11 protein-coding genes and 2 pseudogenes are annotated in these 16,548 nt (G+C 63.9%); 4 read left to right on the top strand and 9 right to left on the bottom strand.

Annotation, left to right across the window (positions count from 1 at the left end; all coding sequences use genetic code 11):
- Nucleotides 1–127 precede the first annotated feature (127 nt).
- The 3 genes and pseudogenes from IEG05_RS22225 to IEG05_RS22215 all read left to right on the top strand — a co-directional run.
- Nucleotides 128–1,315: pseudogene (locus IEG05_RS22225) on the top strand (AMP-binding protein); the annotation flags it as partial.
- A gap of 70 nt (nucleotides 1,316–1,385) precedes the next feature.
- Nucleotides 1,386–2,468: a CaiB/BaiF CoA transferase family protein gene (locus IEG05_RS22220; RefSeq protein ID WP_191122742.1), complete on the top strand. Its 1,083-nt coding sequence runs from the start codon at nucleotides 1,386–1,388 to the stop codon at nucleotides 2,466–2,468.
- Between the two features lie 268 nt (nucleotides 2,469–2,736).
- The gene (locus tag IEG05_RS22215; protein ID WP_014820432.1) at nucleotides 2,737–3,003 is read left to right on the top strand and encodes a hypothetical protein; all 267 of its coding nucleotides are present in this window, start codon (nucleotides 2,737–2,739) and stop codon (nucleotides 3,001–3,003) included.
- Nucleotides 3,004–3,863: 860 nt separating this feature from the next.
- Here IEG05_RS22215 and IEG05_RS22210 read toward each other — a convergent pair.
- Genes IEG05_RS22210 through IEG05_RS22190 form a run of 5 tightly spaced genes read right to left on the bottom strand, consistent with a single transcriptional unit; the run spans nucleotide 3,864 to nucleotide 9,408 of the window.
- Nucleotides 3,864–5,015 carry an acyl-CoA dehydrogenase family protein gene (locus IEG05_RS22210; RefSeq protein ID WP_191122741.1) on the bottom strand — a complete coding sequence of 384 codons (1,152 nt, stop codon included), beginning with the start codon at nucleotides 5,013–5,015 and terminating at the stop codon, nucleotides 3,864–3,866.
- 37 nt (nucleotides 5,016–5,052) lie between these two features.
- On the bottom strand, nucleotides 5,053–6,147 hold the full coding sequence (locus IEG05_RS22205; RefSeq protein WP_191122740.1) for an enoyl-CoA hydratase/isomerase family protein: 1,095 nt from the start codon (nucleotides 6,145–6,147) through the stop codon (nucleotides 5,053–5,055).
- Between the two features lie 2 nt (nucleotides 6,148–6,149).
- On the bottom strand, nucleotides 6,150–7,040 hold the full coding sequence (gene mmsB, locus IEG05_RS22200; RefSeq protein ID WP_191122739.1) for a 3-hydroxyisobutyrate dehydrogenase: 891 nt from the start codon (nucleotides 7,038–7,040) through the stop codon (nucleotides 6,150–6,152).
- 36 nt (nucleotides 7,041–7,076) lie between these two features.
- Complete coding sequence (locus IEG05_RS22195) at nucleotides 7,077–7,850, bottom strand: enoyl-CoA hydratase (RefSeq protein ID WP_191122738.1); 774 nt, start codon at nucleotides 7,848–7,850, stop codon at nucleotides 7,077–7,079.
- A gap of 46 nt (nucleotides 7,851–7,896) precedes the next feature.
- The gene (locus IEG05_RS22190) at nucleotides 7,897–9,408 is read right to left on the bottom strand and encodes a CoA-acylating methylmalonate-semialdehyde dehydrogenase (protein ID WP_191122737.1); all 1,512 of its coding nucleotides are present in this window, start codon (nucleotides 9,406–9,408) and stop codon (nucleotides 7,897–7,899) included.
- A gap of 156 nt (nucleotides 9,409–9,564) precedes the next feature.
- Between IEG05_RS22190 and IEG05_RS22185 the strand changes: the two genes are divergently transcribed.
- Entirely contained in the window at nucleotides 9,565–10,455 is an 891-nt protein-coding gene (locus IEG05_RS22185; protein WP_191122736.1) for a LysR family transcriptional regulator, read from the top strand.
- A gap of 126 nt (nucleotides 10,456–10,581) precedes the next feature.
- Here IEG05_RS22185 and IEG05_RS22180 read toward each other — a convergent pair whose 3' ends face one another.
- The 4 genes and pseudogenes from IEG05_RS22180 to IEG05_RS22165 all read right to left on the bottom strand — a co-directional run.
- Nucleotides 10,582–10,935, bottom strand: coding sequence for a YgaP family membrane protein (locus tag IEG05_RS22180; RefSeq protein ID WP_003300491.1), 354 nt, complete (start codon nucleotides 10,933–10,935; stop codon nucleotides 10,582–10,584).
- A gap of 65 nt (nucleotides 10,936–11,000) precedes the next feature.
- Nucleotides 11,001–13,526, bottom strand: a complete 2,526-nt coding sequence (gene glgP, locus IEG05_RS22175; protein ID WP_191122735.1) for an alpha-glucan family phosphorylase — start codon at nucleotides 13,524–13,526, stop codon at nucleotides 11,001–11,003.
- Between the two features lie 75 nt (nucleotides 13,527–13,601).
- The gene (locus IEG05_RS22170; protein ID WP_046619516.1) at nucleotides 13,602–14,699 is read right to left on the bottom strand and encodes an endonuclease/exonuclease/phosphatase family protein; all 1,098 of its coding nucleotides are present in this window, start codon (nucleotides 14,697–14,699) and stop codon (nucleotides 13,602–13,604) included.
- Between the two features lie 185 nt (nucleotides 14,700–14,884).
- Nucleotides 14,885–16,423 (bottom strand): annotated as a pseudogene (locus tag IEG05_RS22165) (glycosyl transferase family 51); the annotation flags it as partial.
- Nucleotides 16,424–16,548 lie beyond the last annotated feature (125 nt).

The raw sequence follows: 16,548 nt of genomic DNA, 5'->3' as shown, positions 1-16,548 counted from the left end.
GTGGTGCTGAAACCTGTCAAAAAGGCCTGAAGTCAGGCCTTGTGTGGACTCCGTTAGGCCAAAGCGCTTGAAAAAGCGCCAAACCGGACGGGTTGGGGCAGTTGAAGCCGAGTTTTTCAACGGCCTGCTAGAGGATGTTCTGGGCTACGAGCAGCTGATCGCCGACGAGCAGCCGCTGGACTGGCCGCAGTTCGACGAGAACGCAGGCGCGGTGCTTTGCTACACCTCCGGCACCACTGGCGACCCCAAGGGTGTGCTCTACAGCCACCGTTCGGTGGTGTTGCATGCGATGGCCGCCGGGCTGTCCGGCGCGTTCGGCCTGTCCGCCTTCGATTGCATCATGCCGTGCTCGTCGCTCTATCACGGCACTGCCTGGGGCATTCCGTTCGCCGCGGCGATCAATGGCTGCAAGTTCGTGCTGCCATGCGACAAGATGGACGGCGCGAGCCTGCAGGAACTGATCAAGACCGAGGGCGTGACTCTGTCCGGCGGCGTGCCGACCATCTGGACCATGTACCTCGCCCATCTGGAACGTAGCGGTGAGGATTCCGGCAGCCTGGCGCGGCTGGTGATCGGCGGTTCCGCCGTCCCGCGGGCGATGGCCGAAACCTTCCAGACCAAGTACGGCGTCGCGGTCTGTCAGCTCTGGGGCATGACCGAGACCAGCCCGCTGGGTGTGGTGGCAACGCCGACGCCAAAGCTGGCCGAACGTGGCCAGCAGGCCACCAATGACACCATCTGGACGCGTCAGGGGCGCCTGCAATTCGGCATCGAGCTGAAGATCGTCGACGAGGAGGGGCGCGAACTGCCGTGCGACGGCGTCAGCTCCGGCAGCCTCAAGGTGCGCGGCCCCTGGACGGTGGAGCGCTACTACCGCAGCGAAGTGAGCGCGCTGGATGAGGATGGGTGGTTCGACACCGGTGATATCGCCACGCTGGATGCCGATGGCTTCATGCGCATCACCGACCGCAGCAAGGACGTGATCAAGTCCGGCGGCGAATGGGTCAGCTCCATTGATATCGAGAACGTCGCGGCGGCCTGTCCCGGGGTGAAGGTGGCCGCGGTGGTCGGCGTATTCCACCCCAAATGGGAGGAGCGTCCGGTACTGGTGATCGAGCCGCATGTCGATGCCAAGGTCACCGTAGATACGATCCTCGCCCACCTGGAGCCGAACATCGTCAAGTGGTGGATGCCGGACGCGGTGATCTTCGACGCGGTGCCATTGACCGCCACCGGCAAGATCGACAAGAAGGTGCTGCGCGAGCGCTATCGCAACCATCTGGTAGAGAACCAGCCCAGCGCCGTGAACCAGTAACCTTTCACCAGAAGCGCCCCGTGCCGTCGGCGCGGGGCGTTCTTGCGCGCGCGGATCAGGAGAAATACAGATGAGCGAAGGTGTCGATGCACGCCAGGGCCCGCTACAGGGGCTGCGCGTGCTGGAGTTTGCCGGGATAGGCCCAGGGCCGCACTGCGCGATGCTGTTGGCAGATATGGGCGCCGAAGTGCTGCGCATCGAACGCGAGGGTGGTAACGGCTGGCCGAACCCTGTGGTCGACCGTGGGCGCAAGACGCTGACGCTGGATATCCGCAGCGAAGCAGGGCGTGCGCGCTGCCTTGAGCTGGCGCAGACCGCCGATGTGCTGATCGAGGGTTTTCGGCCCGGCGTGATGGAAAGGCTCGGGCTCGGGCCGGAGGAGCTGCGGCAGCGCAATCGGAAACTGATCTACGGACGCATGACCGGTTGGGGGCAGACCGGGCCGTTGGCCAGGGCTGCCGGGCACGACATCAACTACATCGCCTTGACCGGCGCGCTGGCGGCAATCCGCGGCGAGAGCGGGACGGCGATTCCGCCGTTGAATCTGGTCGGCGATTTCGGCGGCGGCTCGCTCTATCTCGCCGTCGGCATCCTCGCCGCGCTGTGGGAGCGCGAACGTTCGGGGCAGGGACAGGTGATCGATGCGGCGATCGTCGATGGCGTGTCGTCGTTGATGACCTTCTTCGCCGGCCTGCTGCCGAGCGGGCGGATCGACATGCAACGCGAACGCAATCCGCTGGCTGGTGCTGCGCCGAACTACCGTTGCTATCGCTGCGCCGATGGTCGCGAGATTGCAATCGGGCCGCTGGAGCCACAGTTCTGGCACGAGCTGCTGGAGCGAATAGACGCACCGGAAGCGCTCTGGGTGGGCTGTGCCGATCCGGGCGAATGGCCTGTGCAGAGCGAGCTGCTGGAGCGGCTGTTCGCGACCCGCACGCGAGCCGAGTGGTGCGCCTTGCTCGAGGGCAGCGACGCCTGCTTCGCGCCGGTGCTTGAACTGGAAGAAGCGGCGCAGCACCCGCATCTGCGCCAGCGTGGCGTTTACCAAGACGTTGAGGGCGTGTTGCAGGCAGCACCGGCTCCGCGTTTTTCCCGCACGCCAGGCAAGGCGAGGCGGACGTTACGTTGCGGTGCGGAGGAGGGGTGGGACTGAGCTGCGCAGCTGACGGTAAGCACTGTTACGACGCACGCAGGCTTGCGCGCGAGTATCGAAGTCGACGATTTTCATGCTGCGAAAAAAAGCGCGTCCATTATTGGGCAAGCAGTCAGGAAAATGATTCCTGAATATATAACGCTTATATCGCAACACTGTTCAAAGTAATCATTCGGGGTCGACCAAAGTAGTGTGCAGCGCCCGTAAAGCGCGGCCTAGACGTGCCGCACGTCGGTTTTGGTTTGCGAGTTGGCACCAGCTGACTACTATGAAAACGGAGGCTGCTTATTACAACAAAAACGGGGAGTACAACGTCATGATTAATGATGCCGAACAACAAGTAGTTGCACTTGAACTGTGCCGTTTCCTGGCCCACTGCGTCGCTGCGATCGTTGTCGTGGGGATGCTGTTTGTGGCCCTCGTCGGATCCTGGCACGCTGCCCTCAGTGTAGGTGTCGTCCCTTTGCTCGCCATCATGGCCTGCGATTACCTAGCGAGACGCAAGGAAACTGCTGTGCAGACAGCAGACGCCTGATACGACACAGGCGCTAACCAGCCGAAGAACCTTTTTATGCCCATCGAGCGATAGACACCCTGACAGTGAACCACTGCCGGGGTGTCCTGCGTTATGCAGCCGCGAATCGGCTGGCAGACCCTTTCATATCACTATCGCGCCTTTGCACGTCGCCGCGCACAGAGGCGGTTACCCAAAGGTGTTACTCCTTTCGTACAGCGTAAACGGTCACTGAGGTGGGCGGTAACGAATCAGGCGCGAATTCTGTGCTCTCTGTGCATGCGTAAATCGTAACCTATTGAAAAATATGGAGTTATCTAAACTGGCACGACGAATGCTTTGTTATTGGCATAACAAGAACAAGAAAGCACATCCAATAACAAAAACAACACGTAGCGACTCCGACACAATAAAAACAAGCAGGTGGGAGACGTAGCAAACTGATTCTTTTGGAGAGGAATTGCCCGACAGGTTTCCTGTCGACCGGACCGAGAACAATAAAACTGCCTTGAGGCAGCTCCAGAACCGGTTGAGCCCGCGAGGGTAGTGGCAACATCAGCGACCAAAATAATCCGTTTGTTCTTTATGTCCCTTATGGGACTGCTACTCGGACGATGTCCGACCGGGCTGCCAACAAAAACAACAAGCCCGTCAGCAGAAGAAGAACAAAGCAACATGACCTGAAGGGGAGCCTAGCGGCTCCCCTTTTTATTTGGGCCGCAAGACAGCGGCCACGCTGTCAGGCGTTGTGGGCATTGATTGTGTAATTGAGTGGGCTTCGATACAGCCAGGCTGGCTTTGCCATGCGAGTGACGGCGCCCTTGTGACGAATGCCGAGCTGTCACATTGCAGCACGGCATTCGTCCAGCACGCAGTGGCGTTTACAGCGCGTAGTTCGCCAGCTCCCGCGCGATCAGCAGGCGCTGGATCTCGCTCGAGCCCTCGTAGATCTGCGTGATACGCGCATCGCGGTAGTAGCGCTCCACCGGGTAGTCCTCGAGATAGCCGTAGCCACCGTGGATCTGCACCGCCTGCGAACAGACCTTCTCCGCCATTTCCGAGGCGAACAGCTTGGCCTGGGAGGCTTCGGACAGGCAGGGCAGGCCGGCGCTCTTCAACCGCGCGGCATGCAGAATCAGCAGACGCGCCGCATTCAGTTGGGTCTGCATGTCGGCGAGCATGTTGGCGATGCTCTGGTGCTCGGCGATCGGCTTGCCGAACTGCACGCGCTCGCGGGCGTAGAGCAGGGCGGCTTCGAATGCCGCACGGGCGATACCCAGGGCCTGCGCGCCGATGCCGATACGGCCACCTTCGAGGTTCGACAGCGCAATCGCCAGGCCCTTGCCGCGCTCGCCAAGCAGGTTCGCCTCCGGGATTCGGCAGTCGCTGAGCGAGACCGCGCAGGTGTCCGAGGCGCGGATACCCATCTTGTGTTCGCTGCGCTCCACCGCGAAGCCGGGCGTGTCGGTGGGCACCAGAAACGCGGAAAGACCCTTCTTGCCGAGGTCCGGATCGGTCACCGCGAAAACGATGGCCAGCTTCGCCCGCTTGGCGTTGCTGCAGAACTGCTTGCTGCCGTTGAGTACCCACTGGCCGTCCACCAGCTCCGCGCGGGTGCGCAGGTTGTGCGCCTCGGAGCCGGCCTGCGGTTCGGTGAGGGCGAAGCAGCCGATGGCGCGACCGCTGGCCAGTTCGGCCAGCCATTCGTCCTTCTGCGCCTGCGAGCCGTAGTTCAGCACCGGGCCGCAACCGACCGAGTTGTGGATGCTCATCAGCGCGCCGGTGGCGCCGTCGCCGGCGGAGATTTCCTCCACGGCCAGGGCGTAGGCGACGTAGTCGATGTAGCTGCCGCCCCATTCTTCCGGGACGACCATGCCGAGCAGGCCAAGCTCACCCATCTGGGCGACCAGGGCGTCGTCGATCCAGCCGGCCTTTTCCCAGACCTGTGCATGGGGGGCGATCTCGCGGCGGGCGAAGTCGCGCGCCATGTCGCGGATCATGCGTTGGTCTTCGCTGAGTTCGAGGTCATGCATTGCGCGGTCTCTTCTTGTTGTTGTGCTGCAAAGAGGTTCAGGCCGTGGCGCTGCGGCGTGTCTTGCCGGTGGTGGCCTTGAAGCCGTCGAAGAACGCCTGGACGCGCTCCGGCGTGACCTCTGCCAGCGTCGGCGGATTCCAGCGCGGTGACTTGTCCTTGTCGATGATCAGCGCACGCACGCCTTCCATTATGTCGCCCTTGGCGAACCATTGACGGTCCAGATGCAACTCCAGCGCGAAGCAGTCGGCGATCGGCAGTTCGCGGCCGCGACGCAGCATCTCTAGGGTCACGCACATGGCCAGCGGCGAGCGGCTGTCGAGCACCTTGAGCGTTTCCTCGGCCCAGTCGGCAAACTCCGGGCGCGCCTCGGCGGCCAGCGATGCGCGAATCGACGCCACATCGCTTTTGCCGAAATGCTCGTCGATGGCCTGATGTAGGGCCTTCAGCTCGGAACCCGGCAGTTTGTTGCTGCCCAGCGTCGCCACCAGGGTGCGCAACGCTTCCTGCGGATGGACCGACCAGCTCATACGGTCCAGGCAGCGATCCAGCTCGGCAATCTGGTCGTGGCTGACGCACCAGTCCGCCAGGCCAACGTGCAAAGCATCAGCGGCGCGGATCTGCAGGCCGGTGACGCCCATGTAGGTGCCAAGCTCACCCGGCAGGCGTGAGAGGAAATAGCTGCCGCCGACATCTGGGAAATAGCCGATGCCGACTTCCGGCATGCCCATGCGCACGCGCTCGGTGACCACGCGCAGCGACGCGCCCTGGACCAGGCCCATGCCGCCGCCGAGGACGAAACCGTCCATCAGCGCCAGCAGCGGCTTCGGGTAGGCATGGATGTGTTGGTCGAGGGCGTATTCCTCCTCGAAGAAGGTTTCGTGCTCGGTGTCGCCGCGCTGGAAGCTGTCGTACAGCGAGCGGATGTCACCACCGGCGCAGAAGGCTTTCTCGCCATTGGCGCGCAGCACCACGGCATGGATCTGCGGATCGGCCGCCCAGGCGCTGAGCTGCTGTTGCAGCAGACGGACCATTTCCAGGGTCACCGCATTCAGCCCGGCCGGGCGGTTGAGGGTGAGGTGGCCGACGTGGTTGCGTACGGCGGCCAGCACGGGGCGTTCGGTTGGACTCATGGTCAGGTGTCCTTGCGGTACTGATTGATGATCGCCGAGAAATCCAGGCCGCCATGACCCTGGGCGCTGAAGCTCTGGTAGAGCTGCTGGGCGAGGGCGCCGAGGATTACCGGCTGGCGCACCTGCTTGGCGGCCTCGGTGGCCAGGCCGAGGTCCTTGAGCATCAGATCGCTGCCGAAGCCGCCGCTGTAGCCGCGTGAGGACGGAACGTTGTCCAGCACGCCGGGGAAGGGGTTGTAGGTATCCGAGCTCCAGCAACGGCCGCTGGAGGTGTTGATCACACCAGCCAGGGTCTTGGCATCCATGCCCAGCGAGACGCCCAGCGCCATCGCCTCGGCGACGCCGATCATGGAAATGCCCAGCAGCATGTTGTTGGCGACCTTGGCCACCTGGCCGTTGCCGGCTGCACCGCAGTGCACGATGTTCTTGCCCATGGCCGCGAGGATCGGCTGCGCACGGTCGAAGTCCGCGTCGCTGCCACCGACCATGAAGGTCAGGCTGCCGGCTGCTGCACCGCCGGTGCCGCCGGAGACCGGTGCGTCGAGCATCGGGTTGCCATGCTCGGCGGCGGCCTTGGCCACTTCGCGGGCGCTGTGCGGATCGATGGTCGAACAGTCGATCAGCATCACACCGGCACGGCTGCTGGCGATCAGGCCGTTCTCGCCCAGGTACACGCTCTTCACATGGGCGGCTGCCGGCAGCATGGTGATGATCAGCTCGGCGTTGCCCTGTGCAATGGCGGTCGGGGAGTCGACCGGAAGCGCGCCGGCGCCGACCAGGTTTTCGACGGCCGCGGCGTTGAGGTCGAAGACGCTGAGTTGGTGGCCTGCCTTGAGCAGGTTGTGGGCCATGGGTGCGCCCATGTTGCCAAGGCCGATAAATCCGATATGCATGGCGTGCTTCCTCTTGTTGTTATGGCCAGATGCGGCTCAGCGATTGGTGAACTCAGGCTTGCGCTTCTCGCTGAACGCGGCCATGCCTTCCTTCTGGTCGGCAGTGGCGAACACCGCATGGAACACACGACGCTCGAAGCGGATGCCTTCGGCCAGCGTGGTCTCGAAGGCGCGATTGACGCTTTCCTTGATCATCATGGTGGCCGGCAGGGATTTCTCGGCGATCACCCGGGCGGCCTGGAGGGTTTCCTCCAGCAGGCTTTCAGCCGGGAACACACGGGCGACGAGACCGGCGCGCTCGGCTTCGGCGGCGTCCATCTGGCGACCGGTCAGGCACATGTCCATCGCCTTGGCCTTGCCCACTGCGCGGGTGAGGCGTTGAGTGCCGCCAATGCCGGGCAGCACGCCCAGGTTGACTTCCGGCTGGCCGAAGCGCGCGTTGTCTGCGGCGAAGATCATGTCGCAGAGCAATGCCAGCTCGCAGCCGCCGCCCAGGGCGTAACCGGCGACGGCGGCAATCAGCGGCTTGCGGCGCGTGGCAATGCGGTCGGCTTCGGCGAAGAAATCATCAAGATAAATCTGCGGGTAGGACAGCTCGGCCATTTCCTTGATGTCGGCACCGGCGGCGAAGGCCTTGGCCGAGCCAGTGAGCACGACGCAGCCGACCTGCGGATCGGCCTCGAGCTGGCCCAGGGCCTGGTTCAGTTCGCTGATCAGCTGGGCGTTGAGCGCGTTGAGCGCCTGCGGCCGGTTAAGGGTGATCAGAGCAACGCGTTCTTTGATTTCTACGAGCAGGGTTTCGAATGTCATTTCAGCATCCTTTGGGCCGGCGCGCGCGCCGGCTTGGTGAGTGATTTCACTTAAGATTGATGGTGGTGTTGACCGGGCCGCCGACCTCGTTCTCATCGAACCAGCGTTCGGTGATGGTCTTGGTCTGGGTGTAGAACTGCACCACCTGCTTGCCGTAGGGGCCGAGGTCGCCAAGCTTGGAAGCGCGCGAGCCGGTGAAGGAGAACATCGGTACCGGCACCGGGATCGGTACGTTGATGCCCACCTGACCCACGTCGATCTCTTCCTGGAAGTGCCGCGCCGCCGCGCCGGAGCGGGTGAAGATGGCTGTGCCGTTGCCATTCGGGTTGGCGTTGATCAGCTCGATGGCTTCGTCCATGGTCGCCGCCGCCATGACGCAGAGGACCGGGCCGAAGATTTCTTCCTGATAGATGCTCATCTCGCGGGTGACGCCGGAGAAGATCGTCGGGCCGACGAAGTTGCCCTTTTCGTAGCCGCTGACGCTCGGGTTGCGGCCGTCCAGCTCCAGCTTGGCGCCTTCGCGTACGCCGCGTTCGATCAGCCCGCTGACGCGATCCAGCGCCGCGCAGGAAACCAGCGGACCGACATCGGTGCCGGCCTCGACACCGGCGTTGACCTTGAGGGTCTGCGCCTTGGCCACCAGATCGGGAATCCAGGCCTGCGCCTCGCCCACCAGCACCACCACCGACAGCGCCATGCAGCGCTGGCCGGCCGCACCGAAGGCGGCACCGGCGAGGTTGTTGAGGGTATGTTCCTTGTGCGCATCGGGCAGCACGATGGCGTGGTTCTTCGCGCCCATCATGCACTGAACGCGCTTGCCGGCCTGGCTGGCGCGGTTGTAGACGTGGGTGCCGACCCTGGTCGAGCCAACGAAGGACACCGCCTTGATATCCGGGTGGTCGCAGATCGCGTTCACCGCGTCCGGCCCGCCGTGCACCACGTTGAGCACGCCCGGTGGCACGCCGGCTTCCAGCGCCAGTTCGCACAGGCGCATGGTGACCATCGGGTCCTGCTCGGACGGCTTGAGGACGAAGGTGTTACCGGTGGCGATGGCCATCGGGAACATCCACAGCGGAATCATCGCCGGGAAGTTGAACGGGGTGATGCCGGCGCAGACGCCCAGCGGCTGCAGCAGGGTATAGGTATCGACGCCCGCGGCGACGTTGTTGGCCAGCTCGCCGAGCTGCAGGTTGCCGATGCCAGCGGCGTGCTCGACCACTTCCAGGCCGCGGAACACGTCGCCCTCGGCATCGGCCAGGGTCTTGCCCTGTTCGGCGGTGAGGATCGCCGCCAGCTCTTTCATGTTTTCGCGGATCAGCTGCTGGTACTTGAGGAAGATGCGCGCCCGCGCGCCGATCGGTGTCTTGCGCCAGGTCTTGAAGGCTTTCTGGCCGCTAGCGACGGCACGGTCGATTTCCTCGGCAGTCGCAAAAGGCACGCGCGCCAGGACTTCCTGGGTCGCCGGGTTGACGACATCGCGCCAGTCCTGGGTCGTCGATTCGATAAATTCACCGTCGATCAGCAATTTAACGGTAGGAATGGAGCTGGACGTTGTCATAAGGCTCTCCGCCTGAAAAGGCACAGTTGTTGTCATGGCTCGCGGACGGCTGCGATCAGTTGCACTGAATGTAGCAATGCAAAAAACCACATTACAATGGAGTCAAATGCAGAATCGCTCTGCATAAATGCACAGAGGCTAATGGAGGCTTCAACCATGGACTGGGACAATCTGCGCTATTTCCTCGAGGTCGCCCGAGCGGGGCGGCTGACGACCGCGGCGCGCCGGCTCGCCGTGGACCACACCACCGTGTCCCGTCGTTTGCAGGCGCTGGAAAAAAGCATGGGCCTGCAGCTGTTCCTGCGCGAGCCGGGTGGCTACAAGCTCACCGAAGCCGGGCGCAACCTGCTGCCGCGAGTGGAAGCGATGGAAAGCGCCAGCGTAGCCATCGAGCACTCGTTGCCGAGCATGGGGGATGGCCTTTCCGGGCAGGTACGTATCGGCGCGACGGAGGGTTACGGCACGGTGATGCTCGCCGGCCAGCTCACCGGGCTCAGCCGGCGCTATCCGCACCTGAACATCGACCTGCTGGCGCTGCCGCGGGCGGTGCGCCTGTCGCGCCACGAGGCGGATATCGTCATTACCCTTGAACGCCCGGAGCGTGGGCCTTTCATCATTACCCGGCTCACCGACTATGCGCTGCGGTTGTACGCTTCTCCGGCGTATCTGAACGAACACCCGCCGATCCGCAGCCGCGAGGATCTGGCCGCGCACCGCTTCGTCAGCTACGTGGATGACCTGCTGTTCAGCAAGGAGCTGCTGTTTCTCGATGGCATCGCCGACGCCCGCTCCATCGGCCTGCGCAGCACCAGCCTGCTGGCGCAGCAGGAAGCAGTGGCGATGGGTGCGGGGATTGCGATCCTGCCGGCGTTTTCCGCCGACGCCGATCCACGGTTGCGACTGTTGCTGCCGGAGGAGGTCAGCTTTACCCGCACCTTCTGGATGCTGATGCCCATCGAGTTCAAGGACCTGGCGCGCATGCGCACGACCTGGGATTACCTGAAGGAAATGGCGCAGCAGAATCAGGACCGATTGTTGGGCCAGTAGTTATCTAGTTATCGATGATTGACCGCATTGCAGCCACGGCGCCGCTAGAGCGCCGTGAGGTTTGCACTTTTGCCGCTTGTAGAGGCTGTTAGCGAGCAGCGCATCATCGAGGCGCTGCCCGGTCGATCAGACGCGCGGCGTGGTGCGGCTTTCGTTGCCCATGGGGGTGGAGTCCGGCATTTGTACGCTGGTATCGGTGAAGTCCGAACTGTGCACTTCGGAATCCATCGGCATATGGCTGTAGCGCTGGCTCGGCAGCGCCGGCTTGCTTTCCATCTCCGCGAGCATGCGCTTGGCCTCGCAGCGACCGCTGATACCACGAGCCAGCGCCATACCGCCCATGGCCAGCTCGGCGATCCCGATCAATCCGCCACGGCGTAGCCCCTTGCCCATCATCACCAGGCCGCCCGCCAGCGACGCGGCGCGCTCCCAGCCGTGGACGTTCTGTGGGGCGGTTTTGTCGAACATTTGCTTGATCATGACGCGGCATCCTCTATGCGGGTGGTTTATAGATGACTGCGGCATGCGGGCAGCGTTCCGGCTGTTCATCGCTGCCAGAGGATGAGCGGCAGCTCCAGCGGCACCGCCAGGCCCAGCGCGGTGCTGGGGACGACCCGTGCGGTGTAGTCGGCCTCAGGGCGCTGGGTGCTCAGCTCGGTCCGGAAGGTGGCGTATGAGCCTTCGTGGTGCTGGAGTTGCAACGTATGGACGGTGGCCGGCTCCGCTCCCTGCGATTCGGCGAACAGCTGCACGGCTATCTGATCCGGTTCGATTCGGCCGAGGTGCAGGCGAGCCTCGATGTGCTGCGCATCGCCCTCGCGCCGCCACTCAAGCTGTTCGAAGGCCAGTTCGTGCCAGTAACTGCGCAGGCTGGTGATTCGGCGCGACATCTCGCTGGCCAGCGCAGAACCATCCGCACAGCGCTGCCGGTAGCGGCCGGACAGCGGCAGGTAATAGCGCTCGGTGTATTCACGCACTGTTCGGTCGGCGGAAAAGCGTTCCACCAGAGCACTCATGCTGCGGCGCATGCGTTTCACCCAGGCGGTGGGGATGTCCTGCTGGTCGCGCTGGTAGAAGCAGGGCACGACTTGCTCTTCGAGTAGCCGATACAGCTGTTCGGCGTCCGCGGCATCGTGTTCGGGTTCGTGCTCCAGGCCGTCGCCGACCGCCCAGCCGAGGTCGGCGGCATAGGCTTCGGCCCACCAGCCGTCGAGCTGCGAAAGATTCAGCCCACCGTTGGCCAGGACCTTCATGCCGCTGGTGCCACTGGCTTCCCACGGGCGACGAGGGGTATTCAGCCAGACATCCACGCCCTGCACCATGTGCCGGGCGATACGCATGTCATAGTCCTCGAGAAAAACCACGTGGCCGGCAATATCGGGGCGCGCGGCGAACCGCTGCCATTCGCTGAGCAGCGCCTGGCCTGCGCGATCGGCGGGGTGCGCCTTGCCGGCAACCAGCAGCTGCACCGGGTAATCGCGATGGGTGAGGAGGCGCGCCAGCCGTTCCGGGTCCTGCAGCAGCAGGTTGGGGCGTTTGTAGGCGGCGAAGCGCCGGGCAAAGCCCAGCGTCAGCCGTTGCGGATGCAGGCGCGAGCCGGCGAATTCGATCTCCGCAGGCGAGGCGCCGTGCACCGCGAGGCTGCGGGCCAGGTGGCTGCGTACGAAGCTGAGCAGTTCGCCACGAGCATGCTGGCGGATCTGCCACAGCCAGCGGTCATCGACCTGGGCCAGAAGATCGTCCACTGAGGCCTGGTCGGTGCCGCGCCAGGGAATCTCATCGCCATGCAGCTCATACCAGTGGGCTTCGGCGTCCGGCGATACCCAGGTCGGCAGATGGATGCCATTGGTGACATGACCGATCGGCACCGACTCGAGCGGCCAGCGCGGATAAAGCTCGCGGAAGATGTAGCGACTGGTGCGGCCATGCAGCTGGCTGACGGCGTTGACCGCCCCGGCCCCGCGCGTTGCCAGGTAGGCCATGTTAAATGGCTCGTGTGGGTCGTGCACATGCTTGCGTCCCATGGCCAGCAGCGCCTGCAGCGGGATGCCCAGTTCGTACTCGGCATAGCGCTCCAGGTATTTGCTCAGCAGCTCCGGCGGAAAGCGGTCGAAGCCGGCTTCGACGGGCGTATGGGTCGTGAACAGATTGCCCGCGCGGGTTGCGTGGAGCGCCACTTCGAAGGACACGCGCTCCCTGGCCATGTAACTGCGGGCGCGTTCCAGTACGGCGAATGCTGCGTGGCCGTCGTTCAGGTGAAGCACATCGGCCTGCAGCCCGGCGGCTTCGAGCAGCCGCCAGCCGCCGATGCCCAGCACCAGCTCCTGGCGCAGACGCATTTCGTTGTCGCCACCGTAGAGTTCGCTGGTGATCAGTCGTGCGATGGGCGGGTTGGCAGGGTCGTTGGTGTCCAGCAATAGCAGGCGGTGGCGGCCGACCCTGGCCTGCCAGCCGCGCAGCCAGATCTGCACGCCGGGCAGCTGGATCGCAAAACGCAATGCTGTTCCGCTGGCGTCGAGCAGCGGTTCGATGGGCATCTGCCGGGTGTCATTGACCGGGTAGAGCGCCTGCTGGCGACCATCCGGGCCGATGCTCTGGCGAAAATAGCCGTGCTGCCAGAGCATGCCTACTGCGGTTATCGGTACGCCGAGGTCGTTGGCGGCCTTGAGCTGGTCACCGGCGACATTGCCGAGCCCGCCGGAGTAGATCGGCAGCGCCTCGCTGAGCATGTACTCCATGGAGAAGTAGGCGACTCGCGCGAGTTGTTCGCTGTAACTCTGGTCACCGTGACTTTGACTGGCGAACCAGGTCGCCCGCTCCAGGCGTGCCTGCTGAGCTTCGACGATGCCCTCCACCAGACGATGGCATTCAGCGCGCTGCAGCAGTGCTTCCAGCTTCTGCAGCGGCACCGTGCTGAGCACCAGGCTGGGATTGCGCGTGAGCTGCCACAGGTCGTTATCGATCAGCTGCCACAGGTCATCGTTCTGGCTGGTCCAGCGGATGGACTGATCAAAGGCGAGCTGGCGCAGGGTTTCCGGGGTGATGGCGGGGCGTTCGGATGCAGGCGTCATGCGGGCTCTCTCGTCTGAACTGGGCGCACGGTATTTTCCAGCATAGGCCTATCGCCGCGGCTGATGGCCAGCGGCTCAGCGTCGCGGGCCGGCTGCAGGTTGCGGTACCTCGCCCGGGGTGACGGGCTCCTTGTCGATGGTTTCCTCGACCTGCTGCTCGTCGTCGCGATCGGCTTCAAGGCCATGCTGCTCTTCAGTGTGCTTGGGGTCGTACTGCAACTCGATGAACACCGGGAAATGGTCGGAGCCGATATCAGGCAGCCGCAGCAGGCGGATGAAGCGGAAATGCGCGCTGTGGAAGAAGTGATCAAGCGGCCAGCGCAGAAACCAGTGATGGGCATGGAAGGTGTTGTACATGCCGCGGCCGACCCGTGGATCGAGCAGTCCGCTGATCTTGCGGAACAGGCGCGTGGTGGGCGACCAGGCGACATCATTGAGGTCACCGCTGACGATGATCGGGTCATCGCTGTCCTGGATGCTCCTGGCGACCACCAATAGCTCTGCGTCGCGCTCGGTGGATTCCTCGTTCTCGGTCGGGCTGGGCGGTGCCGGATGCAGAAAGTGCATGCGCACCGCGAGCTCGTCGCTGACACGCACCCGGGCATGCATGGAGGGCACGTCGTCCTCCACCAGAAAGCACAGCTCCGGCTCTTCCAGCGGCAGACGTGAAAAGACATGCATGCCGTAGAGGTTGTCCAGCGGGCAGCGGATGCTGTGCGGGTATTGCTCGGCGAGTTGCTTGAGCTGCGTTTCCCACCACCGGTCCGATTCAAGCGTGACCAGAACGTCCGGGCGATACTCGCGAACCAGCGCCAGCAGCCGATCGGACTGCCGATTCGGCCCCAGCACATTGGATGACATCACCCGGATGCGCGGCCCTGCGGCATCTGCCTCCGCCCGGCGAACCTCATTGCGCCAGGGGCGTGTGTAGGGCACGACCCATGCGAGCTGGTATACCAGGCAGGCGCCGGCCAAGGCAGAGATCAGGTAATGCCACGGCTGGCTGTAGTCGAGCAGCATGCCTTGAGCGACGAGCAGGGCGACCAGCAGTGCGCCGAGCTGCAGGCGTGGAAACTCCCATACGCGCACCCACCAGGCGCGATGCCGCCAGAGTGGCAGGAGTGTGACGAGCACAAGGAGTCCCGTGGCGAGCAGCAATATCCCTTCGATCATGACGTTTCCCGTTGCGGCCGATCAGTTCGGCAATCAGGTGTGCACTTCAGATTGGTTCCAGGACCGGGGTATTCGACAGGCAAACAGGCGAAGCGTCGCAAACGAATTCGGATTACGTCCAGTTGTCGCCGGTGCACGCGCCGAAACCGGCGCCGGGAAGGAGCACCGGTGCGGGCGTTTGGGGATCAGTTCTCGGCCGAAAGCATGCCGCTGGTCAGTGCCGGCAGGTCATCCGCTCGGCACAGCGTGTTCTGGCCTTGCAGGTAGGGTTGCAGGATGGGCGCCATGCCCTTGAGCGTCTGCACGGGCAGCGCCGAGGTAAAGCGGAAGCTGTCGGCGGCGCGTCCCGGCACATAGGCGGTTAGCGTGCCGAAGTGGTTGGGCCCGAGATAGAAGACGAAGGTGGCGGTGCGGTTCAGCGCCAGCGAACTGATCAGCCGGCCGCCAGCGCCGACGCTCTGGATGCGGTTGTCACCGGTGCCGGTCTTGCCGCCCATTCGCAAAGCACTGCCGTCCTGCTGCACGAAGCTACCCTGCAGGCGCCGTGCAGTACCGCCTTCGACCACATTGGCCAGTGCATCCTGCAACGCTCGGGCGACTTCGACCGGCATCATCCGCTTGCCGGTCCCGGCGGCCAGGCCCATGCGGGTTTCATAGGGTGTGCCCTGGGCGAAGTGCAGGTTGTCGATGCGCACGCTGGGCAGGCGGACGCCGTCGTTGAGGATGATGCCCATCAGCTCGGCCAGCGCCGCCGGTCGATCACCCGAGCTACCCAGCGCGGTCGCCAGCGAAGGCACCAGGTTGTCGAACGGATAGCCCAGCCGCTGCCAGCGGCGATGAATGTCGGTGAAGGCCTCGACCTCCAGCATGATGCGAATCCGGCTGTCGCGTGCGCTCTTGTGCCGGCTGCGGAACAGCCAGCCGTAGACTTCCTGGCGTTGTGCGCGGCTGTCGGCGACGACTTCGGAGAGCGTCGCCTGTGGGTGGGCGATCAGGTAGCCCAGCAGCCAGAGGTCCAGCGGGTGCGTGCGGGCGATGTAGGCCTGATCGGGCAGGCTGTAGACACCCGGGCCATAGCGGGTGTAGAGCGCATCCACCTTCTTGTCGCTGAGATCGGCATCCGGTAGATGCTGCTTGAGAAAGCTGTCGAACACCGGCCGCTCGGCATCCGGCATCAGGTAGCGGTGCACGGCAGCCAGGCGCACCGGCGTCGGCCGCATGCCATGCAGGAAGGTCTCGATGCGTTCTTCGGCCGTCTTGTTGCGGTACTTCTTCCAGAAACGTTGCAGGAACACCGAGCCCTCGCGATCGGCGAAGCGGGTCAGGTATTCCTGGCGGCGCGGGTCCTTGTCGTCACCCAGCAGTTCGGCACTATTGATGGTTTCGTAGGTGCTGTAACTCACCAGATCACGCATCAGCCGTACGAAGGGCAGATTGATCGATTCGCGCAGCGATTCGCGTACGGTGGGGATGCGTCCGTCGTCTTCACGGCGGAAGTTGCCGAAGCGGTGCATGCCGGCGCCGGTGAAGAAGCGTTCGGCGGGGCTGGCCGAGTAGCGCCGATCCAGCGCGGCGTCGAGCATGCGCTCCAGGCTACGGTCGCTGTGCGTGGCCAGATAATCGATGGCCCAGCGGCTGAGATTGGCCTTGGCGTCGATCTTGCGCAGCTCGCCCGGGCTGAGGTCCGAGTAGCGCTGGTGCAGCTCGGCGATAACCTCAAGATATTAACCTGGCAAATAAATAGGGCATATTAGATAATCTGTCTCCATGAAAATAGATGCCCGTAAACTCAGCCCCCAAGAACAACGTGAAAAGCGCTCCACGGCCCTACGCATGCGTGAGCAGGGTT

The sequence above is a fragment of the Stutzerimonas kunmingensis genome (assembly GCF_014764705.1).
In the GTDB taxonomy this organism is placed as follows: Bacteria; Pseudomonadota; Gammaproteobacteria; order Pseudomonadales; family Pseudomonadaceae; genus Stutzerimonas.
Note: the sequence above shows the minus strand (reverse complement) of the source record. Positions and strands in the feature narration are given on the sequence as shown.

What these genes read in the sequence shown, in the direction of transcription:
- IEG05_RS22220 (WP_191122742.1), top strand. Translation starts at nt 1,386, where the DNA reads ATGAGCGAAGGTGTCGATGCACGCCAGGGCCCGCTACAGGGGCTGCGC.
- IEG05_RS22215 (WP_014820432.1), top strand. Translation starts at nt 2,737, where the DNA reads ATGAAAACGGAGGCTGCTTATTACAACAAAAACGGGGAGTACAACGTC.
- IEG05_RS22210 (WP_191122741.1), bottom strand. Translation starts at nt 5,015, where the DNA reads ATGCATGACCTCGAACTCAGCGAAGACCAACGCATGATCCGCGACATG.
- IEG05_RS22205 (WP_191122740.1), bottom strand. Translation starts at nt 6,147, where the DNA reads ATGAGTCCAACCGAACGCCCCGTGCTGGCCGCCGTACGCAACCACGTC.
- mmsB (WP_191122739.1), bottom strand. Translation starts at nt 7,040, where the DNA reads ATGCATATCGGATTTATCGGCCTTGGCAACATGGGCGCACCCATGGCC.
- IEG05_RS22195 (WP_191122738.1), bottom strand. Translation starts at nt 7,850, where the DNA reads ATGACATTCGAAACCCTGCTCGTAGAAATCAAAGAACGCGTTGCTCTG.
- IEG05_RS22190 (WP_191122737.1), bottom strand. Translation starts at nt 9,408, where the DNA reads ATGACAACGTCCAGCTCCATTCCTACCGTTAAATTGCTGATCGACGGT.
- IEG05_RS22185 (WP_191122736.1), top strand. Translation starts at nt 9,565, where the DNA reads ATGGACTGGGACAATCTGCGCTATTTCCTCGAGGTCGCCCGAGCGGGG.
- IEG05_RS22180 (WP_003300491.1), bottom strand. Translation starts at nt 10,935, where the DNA reads ATGATCAAGCAAATGTTCGACAAAACCGCCCCACAGAACGTCCACGGC.
- glgP (WP_191122735.1), bottom strand. Translation starts at nt 13,526, where the DNA reads ATGACGCCTGCATCCGAACGCCCCGCCATCACCCCGGAAACCCTGCGC.
- IEG05_RS22170 (WP_046619516.1), bottom strand. Translation starts at nt 14,699, where the DNA reads ATGATCGAAGGGATATTGCTGCTCGCCACGGGACTCCTTGTGCTCGTC.